We start from the raw sequence: 16,308 nt of genomic DNA, 5'->3' as shown, positions 1-16,308 counted from the left end.
AACGATTGTGCCCATTTCAAAGACAAGGTTGGAATCCTATGCGAATCATCATCTCTCCCGCAAAGAAAATGAATGTGGACACCGACAGCCTGCCCTATGAAAGCCTGCCGCAGTTTTTACCGGAGGCGGAAGCACTGCTTTCCGCCCTGCGGGGCATGGACTGCGCCGGGTTGAGGCGTCTGTGGCGCTGTAACGATTCGATCGCCGCGCTCAATTACGGGCGGGTGCAGACGATGGACCTGTGTGAAAACCTGACTCCCGCTATTCTGTCTTACGAGGGAATCCAGTACCAGTACATGGCCCCCGGCGTATTTGAGGACAAACAGTTTGCATACATTCAGGAGCATCTGCGCATCCTGTCGGGATTCTATGGACTCCTGCGCCCTTTCGACGGGGTGACGCCCTACCGTCTGGAAATGCAGGCGAAGCTGTCCGTGAACGGAAAGAAAGACCTCTATGCGTTCTGGGGAGAGAAACCGGCTCGCCGGCTTTGTTCGGAGACCGGCTTTATCCTGAATCTGGCCTCCCAGGAATACAGTAAGGCGGTTTCGCGGCATCTGCCGAAATCGGTCCGTTTTCTCACCTGCACCTTTGGGGAATTCACAGCGGGAAAGGTCATCGAAAAGGGCACCCTGTGCAAGATGGCCCGCGGGGAGATGGTCCGCTGGCTCGCGGAAAATGCCATAACCGACCCCGGCGGCGTCAAGGATTTTGACCGTCTGGGATATACTTATTATAACAATCTTTCCACGGACGATCATTTCGTATTTATCAAAAAGAAGACACAACGGAGTTCCATATGATAAAACCAATTTGTAAAGATACTGTTTTTCTGAGCCGGAAGTCGGTTCCGGCGACGAAAGCCGACCTGCCGGTCGTCGACGATTTGCTGGACACCCTGAGGGCCAATTCGGCGGGATGCGTCGGCATGGCGGCAAATATGATCGGCGTCAACAAACGCATCATCGCGTTCAGCCTCGGCCCCGTGAACATTCCGATGATCAATCCGGTCATTGCAAAGCGCGCCGAACCGTATGAAACGGAAGAGGGCTGCCTGTCGCTGACCGGCGTGCGAAAAACCACCCGGTTCCGGTCCATTGAAGTGGAGTTCCTTGATCGGAGCTTCAAACCTCAAAAACAGACCTTCGCCGGATGGACAGCGCAGATCATTCAGCATGAAATCGACCACTGCGAGGGAGTCCTGATCTAAAATACTACAGGAATATGGAGTGACTCCATATCCCTGTTTTTATAAATAACACCCAAAAAATCCGCGGTTCCCGTCAGGCCAGCTTCCAGCCGATCGCCTCTCTGCGGGCATTGAGGAATTCGGAATAGATGCCCGGCTGCCCCGCCAGTTCCTTATGGGTACCCCTCTGTACGATTTTCCCGCCGTCCAGAACCAGAATCTGCTCGGCCTTCTCCACCGTTTTCAGGCGGTGCGCAATCATGATAATCGTTTTGTTGTGCGTCAGCGCGTCGATTGCTTTCTGCAGCTCGGCCTCGTTTTCGGGGTCTACGTTGGCGGTCGCCTCGTCCAGAATGACGATCGGCGCGTCCTTCAGCATGGCCCTGGCGATGGAAATCCGCTGTTTCTCCCCGCCCGAAAGGGAGCAGCCGCCCTCGCCGACCATGGAACCGTAGCCCTGCGGGAGCGCGGAAATGAACTCGTCGCAGCAGGCCGCTTTCGCCGCGGCGACCACCTGTTCCTGCGTCGCGTCCGGCTTTCCGAATTTGATATTATTTTCAATCGTATCGTTAAAAAGGTAGACGTCCTGAAAGACCATGGCGATATTTCTCATCAGGCTGTCCAGCTTATATTCCCGCACATCGTGTCCGCCGACGGTGATGGAGCCGCTGTCCACATCCCAGAAACGGGCGATCAGGCTGCACAGCGTGGTTTTTCCGCCGCCGGACGGGCCGACGACCGCCGTCGTGGTTTTTTCCGGGATGGTCAGGCTGACACCGTCCAGAACCTTCCGGTCCCCATAGGAAAAGCCGACGTCCCGGAACACGATGCCGGAGGCTTTCGGGGCCAGCTCCCTGCCCTCGGTATCCATCGTCGGCGTATCGTCGACGGAATTGGCCTTTTCCATGGAGGCGTCCATCATCTGCAGAACGGAAGCCATATTTCCGGCGGATTCCAGCTCGCTGTAAACCATAAAGGAGGCGATAAGCAGCAGCAGGCAGTTTACCAGCGGCAGCTCCCCGTTCAGGTAGAGCGCCAGCGTAGCGGTCAGGATGGCGATGCTCGCGACACGGATCACCGCCCCTTTCAGAATATCCCACGGAATGACGTTCCGGGTAACCGCCAGATTCCGGGCGCAGCTTTCATCAATGGATTTGCGGATTTCCTGATCGCCGTCGTTTTCCAGCCCAAAGGCTTTGACCACGCTCATGCCCTGCAGATATTCCATCACGGCGGAAACCAGGCTTTCCTGTGCCCTCTGGCGTTTCGGAAAGCTTTTTGAAACGCCGCGCTGCGCCGCCTCGGTCGCCAGCAGATAGACGGCCATGCCCGCCAAAACAATCAGCCCGATGCGCCGGTCGATCACGCACATGCCGAGACCCAGCGCGACGGAGGTGAGAAGCCCTCCCAGAATGCTCACCATACACCGGGCGGCGGAGTTTTCCACATCCCCCAGCGTTGTGGTGACCACCCCGGTAATATTGCCAAGGCTGTTTTGATTGAAATACCCCATGGGGATATAGCGCAGGCGGTCCCCGATATGGATGCGTTTATCGGATACCATAAAATAGCCGATCTGCGTCTGCTGCATATTGGAGAAGAAGGAAGCGGCGGCTTTTCCGGCGATAGAGACCAGCATGACGACCAGCGCGGTCCAAGCGGTTTTCGCGTCCCGGTTTCCCGTTGTCAGCGCCTGCAGCACCAAAAGCAGCGCATAAAACTGCAGCGCGGAGAATGCCGAGCCGACAAAGGAAACCGCGATGGATCTCCACATCTGCCCCCGGCGTTCGCCGGAAAAAGCGGCAATTTTTTGAAATACATGAAACATTTTTTATCTCCTCCCTCAGCCCTGATCCCGGGCGCCTATATGCGCCGCCCACATTCCGGCGTAAAGGGGACAGTCCCGAAGCAGTTCTTCCTGTGTGCCCTGCGCCGCGATCCGTCCCTTCTGAACCACGACGATGTTGTCGGCGTCGGTGATGGTGGACAGCCGGTGGGCAATGACGATCAGCGTTTTCCCCTTTGTCAGGGCGGAAATCGCCTTCTGGATAGCGGCTTCATTCTCGGGGTCGATTGAGGAAGTGGCTTCGTCCAGAATCACGACCGGCGCGTCCTTGAGCATTGCACGGGCAATCGCGACGCGCTGGCGTTCCCCGCCCGAAAGGCGGCTGCCGCCACTGCCGACGACCGTGTCAAAGCCGTTTTCCAGCCGGCGGATAAATTCCCCGCAGCCGGCCGCCGCTGCCACGGCTTCCACCTCCGCGTCCGTTGCGCCTTTATGTCCCATGCGGATATTTTCCCGCACCGACCAGTCAAAAAGATAATTATCCTGTGAAACATAGGCGATCTGCTCCGTCCACTGCCGCAGGGGGATTTTTCGCAAATCCGTTCCGTTGGCGCTGATTCCGCCGCCCGTCACGTCCCAGAAGCCCGCGATCAGCTTGGCAACGGTGGACTTTCCCGAACCGGAGGGCCCGACCAGCGCCGTCACCGTGCCGGGACGGATTTTGAGATTGACTTCGTGAAGCACCTCTTCGTTGTCCTTGCCGTAGGAGAACGAAACGTCCCTGAGCGCAATCTCCGGATTTTTCAGCTTGACCGGCGTCTGCGGGCGCTCCAGCTCGGGGGACTCCAGAATCGCTGAAATTTCCGCCACATTGGAGGAGACGACCGCCAGATCGTCTATAAAGGTCATCGCCGCCATGATCGGCCCGGTCAGGCCCAGGGACAGCACGATGATGGTCAGAAAGCTTTCGACGGAAAGGCTGCCGCCCGCCCAGAAGGCAAAGCCAGCCGGCAGCACGGACACCAGCACGGCCGGAATCACGGCTCCCCACGCGCACATGTACTTCAGGTTGTCGCCGAACCAGTCGACATAATACTGTCCGTTCGCCCTGACCGCGTCGGCGTATTTCCGGTAGGAACCGGCAGACTGGCTGAACGCCTTGACCACCTGAATCCCGCCGACATACTCCACAATGGCGTTATTCATCCGCCGCCCGGTTTCCACCGCCCCGGCCCAGCGCTTGGCATAGGTTTTTCCGCTCTGCGACACAAGGAAAAGGCCGATCACCAACGTGATCAGGGAAATCAGCGCCATGCGCCAGTCGAGGACCAGCAGGTAGACAAAGATGGCGACGGGCACCAGCGCGTTGGAGGTCAGCTCCGGAATCAGATGGGCAAGGGTGGGCTCCATCCCTTCCACACGGTCCACAATGGTGGTTTTGTACTGGCCGGAGGGTGTGTCCAGCACCGTGCCCATCGGAACCCTTGCCAGCTTCGCGGTCAGCGCCTTGCGCAGGTCGCGCAGGGTGCGATAGGTCGCGGTATGGGAAATCAGGGTCGACAGGCTGCCGAAAACCACCTTGCCGAGATACCCGGCAAGGGCGGCCCCGCACCACATCAGGCAGGAATTCCAATCCGCGCGCCCCGACAGCAGCAGCCCGATCACGGACGCCGCGCAAAAATAGGGGACCATCCCGCCGGCTACCCCCAGAACCGCCAGAACAACGGAGCCGACGAAGCTTCCGCGATAGGGCGCGGCCCAGCCCCACAGTCTGGCGGCGGCACCGGGTCCTTTTTTCTCTTTTTCTTCTTTCACAACAAACATCTCCTTTAGTTAGCTATAGCTAACTCGATAGCAAAAAATCAGGGGCCTACGATTTCGGCAGCCCCAGAATTTTGAACCAGCCGGCGGAATAGAATTCCCGCAGACTGTTCATGTAGACGACGGCCTTTTCAAAAGGCATGTCGTGGCGCACCGTTTCAAACATCCCCGAGAACAGGGCGCTGGCGAGAATGTGAATCAGCCCGTCGTCAAGGGGATAGACCGGAAGCCCTGCCGCTGTCATCCGGTCGATCAGGGTACGGCTTGCGTTGACTTCGATTTCGATCAGCGTGTCGATATAATGCTCGTATTTTGTCCCGGCGGCACAGGAGCCGATCAGCTTGAACGCGTCAAAATGGCTGTATATATGCCGGATCATCCACATCTGCCCGTCGTCCGAAACCTCCGGCAGACCGGCAAGCTGACGTTCGAGCGGCAGCTCTGAAAAGGACTGCTGAATCTCGCGGTAACGGGCTACCAGCTGACGGGCCGGTTCCTCCACCAGCGCTTCAAACAGGGCTTCCTTGTCCGAATAGTAACGGTAGATCGCCCCGGTGGTAACGCCCAGGGAAGCGGAAATATCGCGCAGCGACGCGCCCTGAAAGCCTTTGGAAAGAAATTCCTTCTTCCCGGCCTCAAGCAGGTCGTCCGCGAGCTTTTGATTCATCAGTTTCATGACAGGCTCCCATAAGATAACTTCGTTATTCAATAACACTGTTATCATAAAGCTAAAAAATTTTTTTGTCAAGACCCGGCCTGACACATTACGGAAAAAAACGGCCGCCCCGCTGTTCAGCGGAGCAGCCGCCCAAGCCTTAAAATTACTTCAGTCCGTCCAGACCAGCGGTGTTTTTGTCGCCCCCAACCAGAGGAGCTCCCTTTTTGCCGCCGACCGTCATGTCGCTGGTGCAGCTGTCCTCCACCTTGGAATTGCTGTAAACGTACCCGGCGATCGTACCGGTCAGAGAACCCGCGCTGATACTTCCCGTGCTTGTGCAGTCGCTGACCACAAACGCGTTCGGCTCGGTGCGCTGTTCCTTGTACGCCTGCATAAAGAACCCGCTTCCGACGATGCCGCCGATTCTTTCTGCGCTGGCCGGCGCGGTGATATCCGCTTTTACCGTGCAGCCGCTGATCGCCGTCGGCGTCTTGGCATCATTTCCCGCGTGACCGAGCAGTCCGCCGATCATGCTGCAGTTTTCCCCGACGGTCATTTTCACGTCTACGGTGCAGTCCTTCACTTCCGGCGCCGCCTGCCCGCAGGCCGCAAGCCCGCCGATCGAGTAGCTGCCGCTGCCCGTCACGGTGACCGAACCCGTCGCGGAGCAGGAGACGATGGAGCTTTCCTCCATGCCGCCAGCAAGCACGCCGATTCCCTGCGCGTTGTCCCCGTTCAGCGTGACATCGGCGTTTGCCTTACAGTTTTTAATATCGCAGAAGCCGCCCCCCACGATTCCGCCGACCAGAAAATTTCCAGCAACGCTGTTTGTACCTTGAAGCGTAATGTTTTCCACCGGTTTTTTGGAAACCCCGTAACCGATGACGCCGCCGACCAGCATATTGCCGGAGACTTTGACGTTTTCGACTACCAGATCGGTCACGGACCCGTTTTCACCGGCCACGCATCCGAAAAGGCCGACGCCGCTTTGTTTTTCAGCCGACACGGCAACATTGGAAATTTTATGTCCGTTCCCGTTAAATACTCCGGTGAAAGCCACGGTGAGGTCCGGCGCTTCTTCGTCCTCTTTTGAGGCGGGTTCAAAATGCCCGATGGACTCAAATTTTTCATAGGACGCCAGATCGATATCGGCATTCAATGTATAACAGCCGTCCAGATGCTCTCTGACCGCGTCGAGCTGCTGTGCGGTTTCGATCACCCAGGGGGATTCCTGCGTTCCGCTGCCTCCCGCAAATTTTCCTGCTTCTGAGGAAACAGAAGCGGCGGACGCCGCCGGGGAGCTGCTTCCCTCCGGGCTGGAGCAGCCGGAAAAGCAAAGGGCAAACAGCATGACCATGCTTACAGCAATCAGTGATATTCTTTTTCTCAAGTTTCATATCCTCCTATATTTAAGAATAATTTTTAGTTAGCATATGCTAACCATCATCTATTGTAACACGGGAGGAATTTCAAAGGTTATTCCGATCGGACGCCGGATATCCTTTCCGGACAAAATTCTTTCTGTATTCGGAGGGGGAAAGCGAAGCGGTCTGCTTAAAGGCGGCTGAAAATTTGGCGGGGCTGTCGTAGCCCACCTGCCACGCGATTTCCGCGACGCCCAGCTCTGTTTCCCGCAGCATGGCAGCGGCGGTGTGCAGCCGGTAATCGCGCAGATAAGTATAGATTGGGGAGCCCCACACGCTTTTAAAGCATTGTTTCATCGAGGTCAGGGGGATGTGAAACTGTTCGGAAAGCTCGGCCAGCGTAAAACGCCGGGACAGATTTTCCGTCAGGTACCGGCGGATTTCTTTGACGGCATCGATCTGCTCTTTCCGGAAATACCTGCATCTGCGCTGTTCGCAATCCGTGTTCGCGGCGCTGAGAAACAGGATCAGTTCAATGACCTTCAGTTTAACGTAGGGGCACATCAAGCACTCCGGGGCATGGTAGAGCTCGGAAAAAATATGCTGGATGGAATCCGTCGCGCGAAGAATGCAGCAGTTGTTTTCCGGACACAGCTTATTTTGGAGGGCGTGCAGGTCCAGCGTATCGCTGCCGAGGATTTTGGAAACATCCTCGATTGGTTTGGATGCCCGCTCGATATCAATGATAATCGATATCCCCTGATAGTGCGAAAGAGGGAAGCAGGACGTCTTCGGCTGATTCCACAGCATATTGACAGCCAGGTCCCCGCTTCCCAGATAAGCGAATTCATTGTTTTGGAACTCACACTCGAACCGGCCCTCGCGGCAATGATTGATTTCCATAATGTCGGAGCTTACGGGGACGCGGTGTTCAAACTTTTCAGAAAGACAAAAGTCGTTATAAAACAGCTCGATTCCCGGCAGGACTTCATATTTGGTAATGCTCCCGCTGGCGGGGTCGTCCCTGAGCTGATAGACCACGCACTCCTTTTTCCGAAGCAGAAGCCTCGTCCTGTCCCCGTACAGCTCGATATTTGTTCGTATTTCCGTATCACCGCGGCTGTTTTTCTTCCTCTTTCTCCCATGTCTGGCGTCCGGGGGCTTACAGGTACCGGCGGGAATCGCCCAGGCGCGCCCGAAGCGGACCGCGCCGCCGACCCTGCCCTGCCCGCAAAGCTTCTGTATTCTTCGCTCCGAAACGCCCCATTGCAGCGCCGCGCTTTTGACGGAAACAAAATCCGGCATATCACACCACCTCCCAAACCGTTCTTGCGTTTCACGCGCAGGCAAGACGGATTTCCGTCAGCGGCCGGAGGCTTTTCCGTCCACATGCCTGCGAATCGCCTCGAAGCTGGCCGCACTCAGGTCATGCTCGATCTTACACGCATCCTTGCGGGCCGTTTCCGCATCCACCCCCAGATTCATCAGCAAATCCGTCAGCAGGCGGTGCCTTTCATAAATCCGGGATGCGATCTCCATCCCGGATTCCGTCAGTGTGATGAGACTCTCCTTATCCATGGTAATGTACCCGTTTTCGCGCAGCCGTTTCGTCGCGACCGACACGCTCGGTTTTTTTACCCCCAGTTTCTCTGCGATATCGACGGAGCGGATGTAGCCGTGATCCTCCTTCAGCATCAGCATTGTTTCAAGATAATCCTCGGCAGATTCCCTGATCTCCATAGGACATGACCTCCTTCTGTTTTCTGTATCTTTCATAGAGTGATTTCTTTTATCGGCGGCAACACAGCGCCCTTGTGAAATACGGCATTCCGATACCCCTGCCGTAAGCCGGAGGACTCCGACTTTTTGCTCCCTTTTGCAAGCTGTCCTTATAACAGCTCCGCGCTGCAGGCACCGGTTAGATTCAACTAACACAAATATATCACAAAACCCAAAAAAGAGCAACCGGAGCGAGGCACAAGACATGAAACGCAAGAGAAATGCAGGCCGTGAAAACGGGGCTTGACAAGAAGCCGCAAAAATGTTACTCTTTTTTTGCGACCAAAATATAAATAATGGTCATATAATTTTATAAAACAGTCTTGCTTGGGAGGAATAAAATGTCCCCTAAAAAATTCGATTGGCAGAAACGGGAAGAAATCCGCGTTCAGATGCTGGAAGCCGGCTATGAGCTGATTCGGCAATACGGTATGACCCATACCTCAGTGGAAAAGGTGGCCGAAGCCGTGGGGCTGGGAAAAAGCACATTCTATAATTTCTTTCCCAGCAAGGAACGTTTTGTCTATGAGATCATCGTTTCTATGCGAACGCAGCTGATGGAGTATTTTGAACAGCTTCTGGCCGGGCGGGAGAAGCTGCCGGTACCGCAGGCAAAGGAATTCCTGAAAAAAATTATTTTCAGTGAACGCAGCATCTACAAATATCTGACGCCGGAGGACGAAGAAAAGCTGCGCGCCGCCCTTCCGCCCGAGTACTTTCTCGATGTGGAACAGGAGTCCCGGGTCATGGTCCGGCTGTTCGGGCGTATGGAAGGAATCCGCGCCGATATGGACGAACATCTGGTGGGCAATCTGCTGAAGATCATGGCTCTGGCCCAAATCAATCAGGCCGAGCTTCACGCCGACGCGCTGGAACGCACCCTGGATAAACTGTATGAACTGCTGTTTTCCTGTATCTTTGAAGAGGGCAGGCATTGAGCCGCCCGCTTCTTTGCACAGAAGTTATTTAAAACTAACTACAGCAATTCCATTTCAGTTTGCGAGACAAAACACGTTCCTTCCCCGCCCAAGGCGGGGGAGGAACGTAACCTTGCTGCAAAATCAACATGGAATGCTGTAAGAAAGAAGGGATCCGATGCATATCGAAACCTATGGAAAGACAGGGCGGCCCTGCATCTTATTATTTCACACCATGTTTACCACCGGCCGTCTGTTTCAGAAGCTCGTTCCGCTGCTCGAACAAAACTTTCTTCTGGTGATTCCCACTCTGGACGGGTATGACCCCGCCGAGGAAACCGAGTACCCCGGCGCGGACGGGGAGCTGGAGCAGATCGAGGCCTTTCTGAAGGAACGGCAAATTCCGGAATTGACGGCTGTCGGCAGCTCCCTGGGCGCTATGCTGGCCTGGAGGCTGTGGCAGCGCGGGCGTGTTTTCATCCAAAAACTGATGCTGGACAGCCCGCCTTTCGGCTGGGATGCCGCGACAGCCGCCCAAAACGCGGGATATTTCTGGAAGCTGGTTCAGGCTGTCCGGGCCGCTCCGGATACCCGCTGCGTCTTTGACGAGCATTATGGAGAATTCGGACCCATGATGCGGCGATCCTGCTCTGCCGTAACCGAGAACACCATCCGCCGCTCCTGCGAGACCTGCTTTGGCCCCCGGCTTCCGGAACAAATCCGGACCGGCGCGACCAAAATCCTGCTGGTTTATGGCGAAGACGACCCCAACTATCGGCATTTGGAAAAAGAACTGGCCGGGCGCACAGACGTGTCGCTGGCGGTAGAAGCAGGCTTCGGACACTGCGGTTTTCTGATGCGGGAACCGCAGAAATTTGCAAAACTGTTAATGGAGGAATGAACGATGACACCCGTACTATCTGCGCTTTTGGAAGGACTGGTCTGGTCCGCCCTGTGGGTTGCCATGCTGATGCCCATGTTTTTCCGCTTTCCGTGGCTGCTGGTCCACGATTACCCGGAGGACGCGCGCAAAGCCGTCCGCCTTCCCGAACCCACCCCCGCGCAACGCCGGAACGGAATTCTTTTCACCGTGTTCGGGTATGTGATTCTGCTTGGCACGCTGACGGCGGCGGGGCTTGTTCACTACGGTTCCGGTCCGGTCCTGTTCGGCGCCGTCTTTCTGCATCTGTGGATTATCTGCATGACCTGGAATGTGGTGGACCTGCTGGTTCTGGACTGGCTGGTATTCTGCACGATCACGCCCAAAAGCTTTATCCTGCCCGGCACCGAAGGCTGCAAGGGCTATAAGGACTACCGGTTCCACTTCATCGGTTTTCTAAAGGGCTGTGTTTACATGACGCTGTTCGCCCTGATTTTTGCCGGGATCGATTTTGCTGTTCTGAAATTATTGATCTGGTAAATTTCAAATACCGTCAGAAATTCCCCACACCGCTTGATTTGCGCAATCCCTTTTGAAGCCTCTTGCCATTCCGGCTTATTCCGTGTTACACTGTAATCAGAAATCATGTACTGCGGCCACGCGGCGAGTACATCAGCCGGAAAAACGGGACGTATCAACAAGTCCGGACAGGTAGGGGCATTATGACCACAAACAAAGAAGATTATCTGAAAGCAATTTATCACAGCGGCGGGCTGAACGAACGCGCTACAACAAAGGCAATCGCGGAACAGCTGGGAATCGCCTCCGCTTCCGTAACGGAAATGCTGGCGCGGCTGGCGCGGGAAGGGCTGATCCTTTATGAACCGTATAAGGGTTCTCAGCTGACGGAAAAGGGGCTGAGGGCCTGTATCGGCATTGTCCGCAGTCATGAGCTGTGGGAGGTGTTTCTCGTCCGCTATCTGGATTACAGCTGGAGCGAAGCGCACGAGGACGCGGAATTTCTTGAGCACGCGACAACGGAACGGCTGGCGGAGCGCCTGGATCACTTTCTGCAGCACCCCGAGGTCTGTCCCCACGGCGCGGTCATTCCGCGCCTGGAAAGTATCCCAGAGGAGCGGAAACTGAGCCCGCTTGCCTTCCAGCCGGTCGGAAAGACCGCCGTAATCCGTCAGGTTGAGGAAGAAAAGGAGCTGCTGGATTATCTGGAGGGGCTGGGCATGAAAATCGGCTCACACGCAACCGTCCTTTCGTTCGGGGCGTACGACGGCCCGCTGGAAATTCTTCTGGACGGGCATCCGGTGCAAATCAGCCGAAAGGCCGCTGAAAAAATCCGGGTCGAACCGGATGCATGACCCGCTGAAAGCGGCTTGAACGGTCCACAGTCCGGGATATCTTCATAAAGACTTTCGATCATAACAGCCCTCCTTCCAACAAAAAGGAGGGCTGTTTTTATGCGCATATTCCTTACTTTTGCGAAATTTTTCATTTTCTTCCGCTGAAGCACGGAGGAATCCCCGCGCAGACGCCGGGCCGATTCATACAGGGATGCGAATTGACTTGGGAGCGATGCTCCGTTTTTTATTCAGCCGAGGAGCCATCCGTACAGCAGAATCAGCGCTGTTACCGCCAGCGCCGGGAGCCTGCGGAGGAGAATTTGTTTTGCGTATTCATCCATATCGGTTGCGCCTTCTTTCTGTGTCAGATAAACAAACGGACAATGGTGTTAAATAAAAAGCAAACGGTGATGCCGCATACGGTGGGGACCAGAAAGGATACGGCGGTCCACCGGAGGCTTTGGGTTTCCTTGCGGATGGTAAGGCACGTTGTGGCACAGGGCCAGTGCATCAGGGAAAACAGGATGGTGCTGACGGCGGTCGTCCACGTCCAGCCGTTTTGAACGAAGAGCTGCATCAGCGCGGGACCTTCCAGTTCCAGCAGGCTCCCCTGCGCCATATATGTCATGATAATGACGGGGACCACAATTTCATTGGCAGGCAGCCCCAGCAGAAATCCGGTCAGAATCACGCCGTCCATGCCCAGCGCGCGGCCGAGGGGATTCAGAAAGCCCGTCAGGTGCGCCAGCAGGGTCGCGTCCCCGACCGTAACATTGGCGAGCGCCCAGATCAGCACCCCGGCCGGGGCGGCGGCTGTGACCGCTCGGCCCAGCACCTTGAGGGTCCGGTCCACAATGCTGCGGACGATGACCTTGCCGATCTGCGGCCTCCGGTAGGGCGGAAGCTCCAGCGTAAAGGAGGACGGGACTCCTTTCAAAATCGTCCTGGAAAGCAGCCTGGAAACCAGCAGGGTCATTCCCACCCCGAACAAGATGACCCCGACCAGAATCACCGCTCCCAAGAACGAACCAAGCAGCCCGGTCGCCCCGCCGATCAGGAACATGGTAATAATGGAAATAATCGTGGGGAAACGCCCGTTGCAGGGAACAAAATTGTTGGTAATGATGGCGATGAGCCGCTCCCGGGGGGAATCGATGATACGGCAGCCGGTAACGCCCGCCGCGTTGCACCCGAACCCCATGCACATGGTGAGCGCCTGTTTGCCGCAGGCGGCGCAGCCTTTGAAGCAGCGGTCCAGATTAAACGCTACGCGGGGCAGATATCCGAAGTCCTCCAGCAGAGTAAACAACGGAAAGAAAATAGCCATCGGCGGAAGCATGACGCTGATGACCCAGGCCATGACCTTGTAAACCCCGTGAATCAACAGATCGGTCAATAATGCCGGCACACCGGCGGAAAATGCCGCGGCCGCCAGCCGCTCTTCCACCCAGAACAGTCCGTCGGCCAGCAGAGCCGAGGGAACGTTCGCGCCGGATATGGTGATCCAGAACACCGCCAGCAGGAGAAGCAGCATGATGGGAAAACCTGTAAGCCTGCTGGTAAACAGCTTATCCAGACGGCGGTCCCGGCGATGGCTTCCGTTTGCGGGCATTGAAATAACCCCCCGGCTGATTTCCGCCGCGCACCGCACGAAAGCACCCGCCATATCGTCCCGAAGCCGCGTCCGGGAAACGCCCTCTTCCTCCATGCCGGCCCGCACGTCCGCCAGTGCCTCCGAGAGCTCAGGAGCCTGCTCCGGGTCAAAGCCGAGACAATCCGCCAGCGAGGAACGAAGGCTTTCGTCCCCGTCCAGCAGTCGGGCGGCAAACCACCGGGCGTCGGCTTTGCCGTCCGCGGCCTTTTCCGCCTGAGGCAGCAGCGCCCGAATGCCCTGCTCCACATAGCCGGGATAGGGAACAAGCACCTGCTTTTCCTCCGGAAACGGCTCGCCCAGCAATTGCTCCACGGCGTTCATGACGTCCTCCAGCCCTTCTCCGGAACGGGCGGCCGTGCCGATTACGGGGACTCCCAGCCGCCGGGAAAGCAGGGGAAGGTCGATATCGATCTGTTTCTTCTTCGCCTCATCCAGAAGGTTGACGCAGACCACGGTCCGCGCACAGGCTTCCATCACCTGCAGCACAAGATTGAGGTTGCGCTCCAGACAGGTGGCGTCACAAACCACCACGACGGCGTCCGGCGAACCGAAACAGATAAAATCGCGGGCTACTTCCTCTTCTGTCGAGCGGGCCATCAGCGAATAGCTGCCTGGAATATCGACAAGAACGTATCCGTGTCCGTTCCGGGCACAGTACCCCTGGGCATTTGCCACGGTCTTTCCGGGCCAGTTGCCCGTGTGCTGACGCATACCGGTCAGCGCGTTGAACACGGTGGATTTCCCCACGTTGGGATTTCCCGCCAGCGCAACGACCCGGTCGCCGGCCTCTTTTTTATGAATTACAAGCCCCGCACAGGAGGAGTTGAGCTCAGCGGCGGCTTTAAGCGCTGGCATCGGCGGCCTCCTCCAAAACAAGGACCGTATCGGAATCCTCTCTGCGCAGGGCGATGACCGCCCCGCAGATTTCATAGGCGGTCGGGTCCCCCAGAGGGCTCAATTCCACACAGGTCACTTCCCGGCCCTCCACCAGACCCAGATCCTGCAGCCGCCTGCGCAGCCCCCCTTCTGCCGAAAGACCTGAGACGGTCGCCCGCCGGCCCGGACGTATCTGTGTTAACGGTATCGTTTGCTTCACTTCCTATCCCTCCAATCCTTTCACTTTATCGTCGATTAAAACCTTAAATGGGTCATTTTTAGGTTATCCTATATTTTATATTATAGTATACCTAATAATATGTCAAGCCCCTGTATTAAGTTTCTGATTGTTCTTGTATTGGTTTATTCCGCCCCAGCGTCTTGACAAATAAAAGCGGTTATGATAATTTAAGGAAAATAGGAAAAGGGGTGTCTGTTTGGAGACTGTTCTGTAAGGAACACGAATTGCACAAGGGCTGAAAAGGCGATATCATAAATCGCTTTGTTTGCTGTGCAATCAGGTTTTATACAGAACTGTGACAAACAGGCTTTTTATTTGATAAAGTCACTGCTTGGGCATAGTTTTGAAACTATGCCCTTTTGTTTTGCCGCAATTCGTGTTCCATCTTGTCTAAAAAAGAAAATTTTTGAATGACGAGGTGCAATCCATTGAATCAACTGATCCGTTACGGCGCAAAGGAGCGCCGGTTTTCAGAGGCGGCTCTCTATCCCGACCTGCATCTGGCGAGAGTCGTATCTCAGTATAAAGACCGATACAAAATCATCACGGCGGACGGCGAATGCTTTGCCGGGGTTTCCGGAAGATTCCGTTATGAGGCGGCCGAACCGTCCCGGTACCCGGCGGTAGGCGACTTTGTCATGGCGGACCGCACCGGGGGCGGCTCCGGCGACGCGGTCATCCATCGGGTACTGCCGCGCAGCAGTGTTTTTGAACGGAAGTCCGCGGGCGGCGGACAGCAAGCGCAGGTGGTCGCCGCCAACATCGACACCGTATTGATCTGCATGTCTCTGAACCACGACTGCAACCCGAGCCGCCTGGAACGCTATTTGTCCGTGGCATGGAGCAGCGGGGCGGTTCCCGTCGTCGTGCTGACAAAAGCCGACCTTTACGCGGATTTACAAAGCGTCTTGGCTGAAATCACGTCTACCGCTCCCGGTACCGATGTAATCATCACCTCCCGCTGCGATCTGAGCTCCTGCGACAAGCTGCTGCCCTACCTGCAGCCGGGCATGACGGCGTCCTTCATCGGGTCGTCCGGCGTCGGCAAATCCACCCTGATCAACCGGCTTGCCGGGGAAGATTTGCTCCGTACCTCCGGTATCCGGCAGGACGACAGGGGACGGCACACCACCACCCGCAGGGACCTGCTGGTTCTGCCGCAGGGCGGTATTGTCATCGACACCCCCGGCATGCGTGAGCTTGGGGTGGAATCCGTCGACCTGTCCCGGTCCTTTTCCGACATCGACGATTTGTCTTCCCAGTGCCGTTTCCGGGACTGCACCCACACCGCGGAACCCGGCTGCGCGATTTTGAAGGCGCTGGAGGCGGGAATGCTGGACGTCAGGCGTCTGGAAAGCTACCGGAAACTGAAACGGGAAGCCCGTTACGACGGCCTTTCCTCGAAACAAATCGAAAGTGAAAAGTTAAACGGCATGTTCGAGGGTATGGGCGGGATGAAAAAGGCAAGAAAGTTCATCCGCCAGAATGACAAACGAAAAGGAGAATACTAATGATATATATCAAAAGCAAGGAATATGATACAAAACGGATTCTCGACAGAATCATGGGGCTCAATCCCGTCAAGCTGGACGAAGAGCTCCTGAAAAATCACCGGATACCGCGAGGCGCGACCGCCGTTATGACAGGATTCGTTCTGGACTTTTGTCTGCCGCTGTAAGAAACTCAGAAGACAATTTTTAACCGCCGGTTGAATTTTTTAACCGGCGGTTAAAAATCAGAGAAAAAACTCAACTACGATTCCATTGCGGCTTTCCCGACAGGCGGTTA

At 56.1% G+C, this 16,308-nt stretch carries 16 protein-coding genes; 8 read left to right on the top strand and 8 right to left on the bottom strand.

Translation table 11 applies throughout. The features are described 5' to 3' along the window. The first annotated feature begins 38 nt into the window (after window positions 1-38). On the top strand, window positions 39-803 hold the full coding sequence (yaaA, locus tag LY85_RS12255) for a peroxide stress protein YaaA (RefSeq protein ID WP_141826868.1): 765 nt from the start codon (window positions 39-41) through the stop codon (window positions 801-803). Next, complete coding sequence (locus tag LY85_RS12250; RefSeq protein WP_141826867.1) at window positions 800-1,210, top strand: peptide deformylase; 411 nt, start codon at window positions 800-802, stop codon at window positions 1,208-1,210. The genes yaaA and LY85_RS12250 overlap by 4 nt, the downstream gene beginning before the upstream one ends. Window positions 1,211-1,283: 73 nt before the next feature. On the opposite strand, the gene LY85_RS12245 is transcribed toward LY85_RS12250, so the two are convergent. From LY85_RS12245 to LY85_RS12220, 6 genes are all read right to left on the bottom strand, one after another. Beyond that, window positions 1,284-3,017 (bottom strand): ABC transporter ATP-binding protein, encoded by a 1,734-nt coding sequence (locus LY85_RS12245; protein ID WP_141826866.1) that lies wholly within the window; start codon window positions 3,015-3,017, stop codon window positions 1,284-1,286. A gap of 15 nt (window positions 3,018-3,032) precedes the next feature. After that, window positions 3,033-4,790 carry an ABC transporter ATP-binding protein gene (locus tag LY85_RS12240; RefSeq protein WP_141826865.1) on the bottom strand — a complete coding sequence of 586 codons (1,758 nt, stop codon included), beginning with the start codon at window positions 4,788-4,790 and terminating at the stop codon, window positions 3,033-3,035. A gap of 55 nt (window positions 4,791-4,845) precedes the next feature. Continuing rightward, entirely contained in the window at window positions 4,846-5,472 is a 627-nt protein-coding gene (locus tag LY85_RS12235; RefSeq protein WP_141826864.1) for a TetR/AcrR family transcriptional regulator, read from the bottom strand. Window positions 5,473-5,617: 145 nt separating this feature from the next. After that, complete coding sequence (locus LY85_RS12230; RefSeq protein ID WP_141826863.1) at window positions 5,618-6,844, bottom strand: GLUG motif-containing protein; 1,227 nt, start codon at window positions 6,842-6,844, stop codon at window positions 5,618-5,620. A gap of 79 nt (window positions 6,845-6,923) precedes the next feature. After that, a complete protein-coding gene (locus tag LY85_RS12225; RefSeq protein ID WP_141826862.1) occupies window positions 6,924-8,123 on the bottom strand; it encodes an AraC family transcriptional regulator in 1,200 nt (399 codons plus the stop codon). A 57-nt stretch (window positions 8,124-8,180) separates the two neighbouring features. Next, complete coding sequence (locus LY85_RS12220; RefSeq protein WP_038322210.1) at window positions 8,181-8,558, bottom strand: metal-dependent transcriptional regulator; 378 nt, start codon at window positions 8,556-8,558, stop codon at window positions 8,181-8,183. 380 nt (window positions 8,559-8,938) lie between these two features. On the opposite strand from LY85_RS12220, the gene LY85_RS12215 reads away from it, so the two are divergent. From LY85_RS12215 to LY85_RS12200, 4 genes are all read left to right on the top strand, one after another. After that, a complete protein-coding gene (locus tag LY85_RS12215) occupies window positions 8,939-9,535 on the top strand; it encodes a TetR/AcrR family transcriptional regulator (RefSeq protein WP_141826861.1) in 597 nt (198 codons plus the stop codon). Between the two features lie 157 nt (window positions 9,536-9,692). Further along, complete coding sequence (locus LY85_RS12210) at window positions 9,693-10,415, top strand: alpha/beta hydrolase (RefSeq protein ID WP_141826860.1); 723 nt, start codon at window positions 9,693-9,695, stop codon at window positions 10,413-10,415. Window positions 10,416-10,418: 3 nt separating this feature from the next. Further along, window positions 10,419-10,934, top strand: a complete 516-nt coding sequence (locus LY85_RS12205; RefSeq protein ID WP_038322214.1) for a hypothetical protein — start codon at window positions 10,419-10,421, stop codon at window positions 10,932-10,934. A gap of 182 nt (window positions 10,935-11,116) precedes the next feature. Then, on the top strand, window positions 11,117-11,767 hold the full coding sequence (locus LY85_RS12200) for a metal-dependent transcriptional regulator (RefSeq protein WP_141826859.1): 651 nt from the start codon (window positions 11,117-11,119) through the stop codon (window positions 11,765-11,767). Window positions 11,768-12,113: 346 nt separating this feature from the next. Here LY85_RS12200 and feoB read toward each other — a convergent pair whose 3' ends face one another. Then, window positions 12,114-14,258, bottom strand: coding sequence for a ferrous iron transport protein B (gene feoB, locus LY85_RS12195; protein WP_141826858.1), 2,145 nt, complete (start codon window positions 14,256-14,258; stop codon window positions 12,114-12,116). Further along, window positions 14,245-14,499 (bottom strand): FeoA family protein, encoded by a 255-nt coding sequence (locus LY85_RS12190; protein ID WP_038322217.1) that lies wholly within the window; start codon window positions 14,497-14,499, stop codon window positions 14,245-14,247. Before LY85_RS12190 ends, feoB begins: the two co-directional genes overlap by 14 nt. Before the next feature lie 431 nt (window positions 14,500-14,930). On the opposite strand from LY85_RS12190, the gene rsgA reads away from it, so the two are divergent. After that, window positions 14,931-16,031, top strand: a complete 1,101-nt coding sequence (gene rsgA / locus LY85_RS12185; RefSeq protein ID WP_207705555.1) for a ribosome small subunit-dependent GTPase A — start codon at window positions 14,931-14,933, stop codon at window positions 16,029-16,031. After that, window positions 16,031-16,198, top strand: coding sequence for a hypothetical protein (locus LY85_RS19335; RefSeq protein WP_185741203.1), 168 nt, complete (start codon window positions 16,031-16,033; stop codon window positions 16,196-16,198). The genes rsgA and LY85_RS19335 overlap by 1 nt, the downstream gene beginning before the upstream one ends. The last annotated feature ends 110 nt before the right edge of the window (window positions 16,199-16,308 follow it).

It is taken from the genome of Clostridium sp. KNHs216, assembly GCF_006714885.1.
Taxonomy (GTDB): domain Bacteria; phylum Bacillota; class Clostridia; order Oscillospirales; family Acutalibacteraceae; genus Caproiciproducens.
Note: the sequence above shows the minus strand (reverse complement) of the source record. Positions and strands in the feature narration are given on the sequence as shown.

What these genes read in the sequence shown, in the direction of transcription:
- yaaA (WP_141826868.1), top strand. Translation starts at nt 39, where the DNA reads ATGCGAATCATCATCTCTCCCGCAAAGAAAATGAATGTGGACACCGAC.
- LY85_RS12250 (WP_141826867.1), top strand. Translation starts at nt 800, where the DNA reads ATGATAAAACCAATTTGTAAAGATACTGTTTTTCTGAGCCGGAAGTCG.
- LY85_RS12245 (WP_141826866.1), bottom strand. Translation starts at nt 3,017, where the DNA reads ATGTTTCATGTATTTCAAAAAATTGCCGCTTTTTCCGGCGAACGCCGG.
- LY85_RS12235 (WP_141826864.1), bottom strand. Translation starts at nt 5,472, where the DNA reads ATGAAACTGATGAATCAAAAGCTCGCGGACGACCTGCTTGAGGCCGGG.
- LY85_RS12225 (WP_141826862.1), bottom strand. Translation starts at nt 8,123, where the DNA reads ATGCCGGATTTTGTTTCCGTCAAAAGCGCGGCGCTGCAATGGGGCGTT.
- LY85_RS12220 (WP_038322210.1), bottom strand. Translation starts at nt 8,558, where the DNA reads ATGGAGATCAGGGAATCTGCCGAGGATTATCTTGAAACAATGCTGATG.
- LY85_RS12215 (WP_141826861.1), top strand. Translation starts at nt 8,939, where the DNA reads ATGTCCCCTAAAAAATTCGATTGGCAGAAACGGGAAGAAATCCGCGTT.
- LY85_RS12210 (WP_141826860.1), top strand. Translation starts at nt 9,693, where the DNA reads ATGCATATCGAAACCTATGGAAAGACAGGGCGGCCCTGCATCTTATTA.
- LY85_RS12205 (WP_038322214.1), top strand. Translation starts at nt 10,419, where the DNA reads ATGACACCCGTACTATCTGCGCTTTTGGAAGGACTGGTCTGGTCCGCC.
- LY85_RS12200 (WP_141826859.1), top strand. Translation starts at nt 11,117, where the DNA reads ATGACCACAAACAAAGAAGATTATCTGAAAGCAATTTATCACAGCGGC.
- feoB (WP_141826858.1), bottom strand. Translation starts at nt 14,258, where the DNA reads ATGCCAGCGCTTAAAGCCGCCGCTGAGCTCAACTCCTCCTGTGCGGGG.
- rsgA (WP_207705555.1), top strand. Translation starts at nt 14,931, where the DNA reads ATGACGAGGTGCAATCCATTGAATCAACTGATCCGTTACGGCGCAAAG.
- LY85_RS19335 (WP_185741203.1), top strand. Translation starts at nt 16,031, where the DNA reads ATGATATATATCAAAAGCAAGGAATATGATACAAAACGGATTCTCGAC.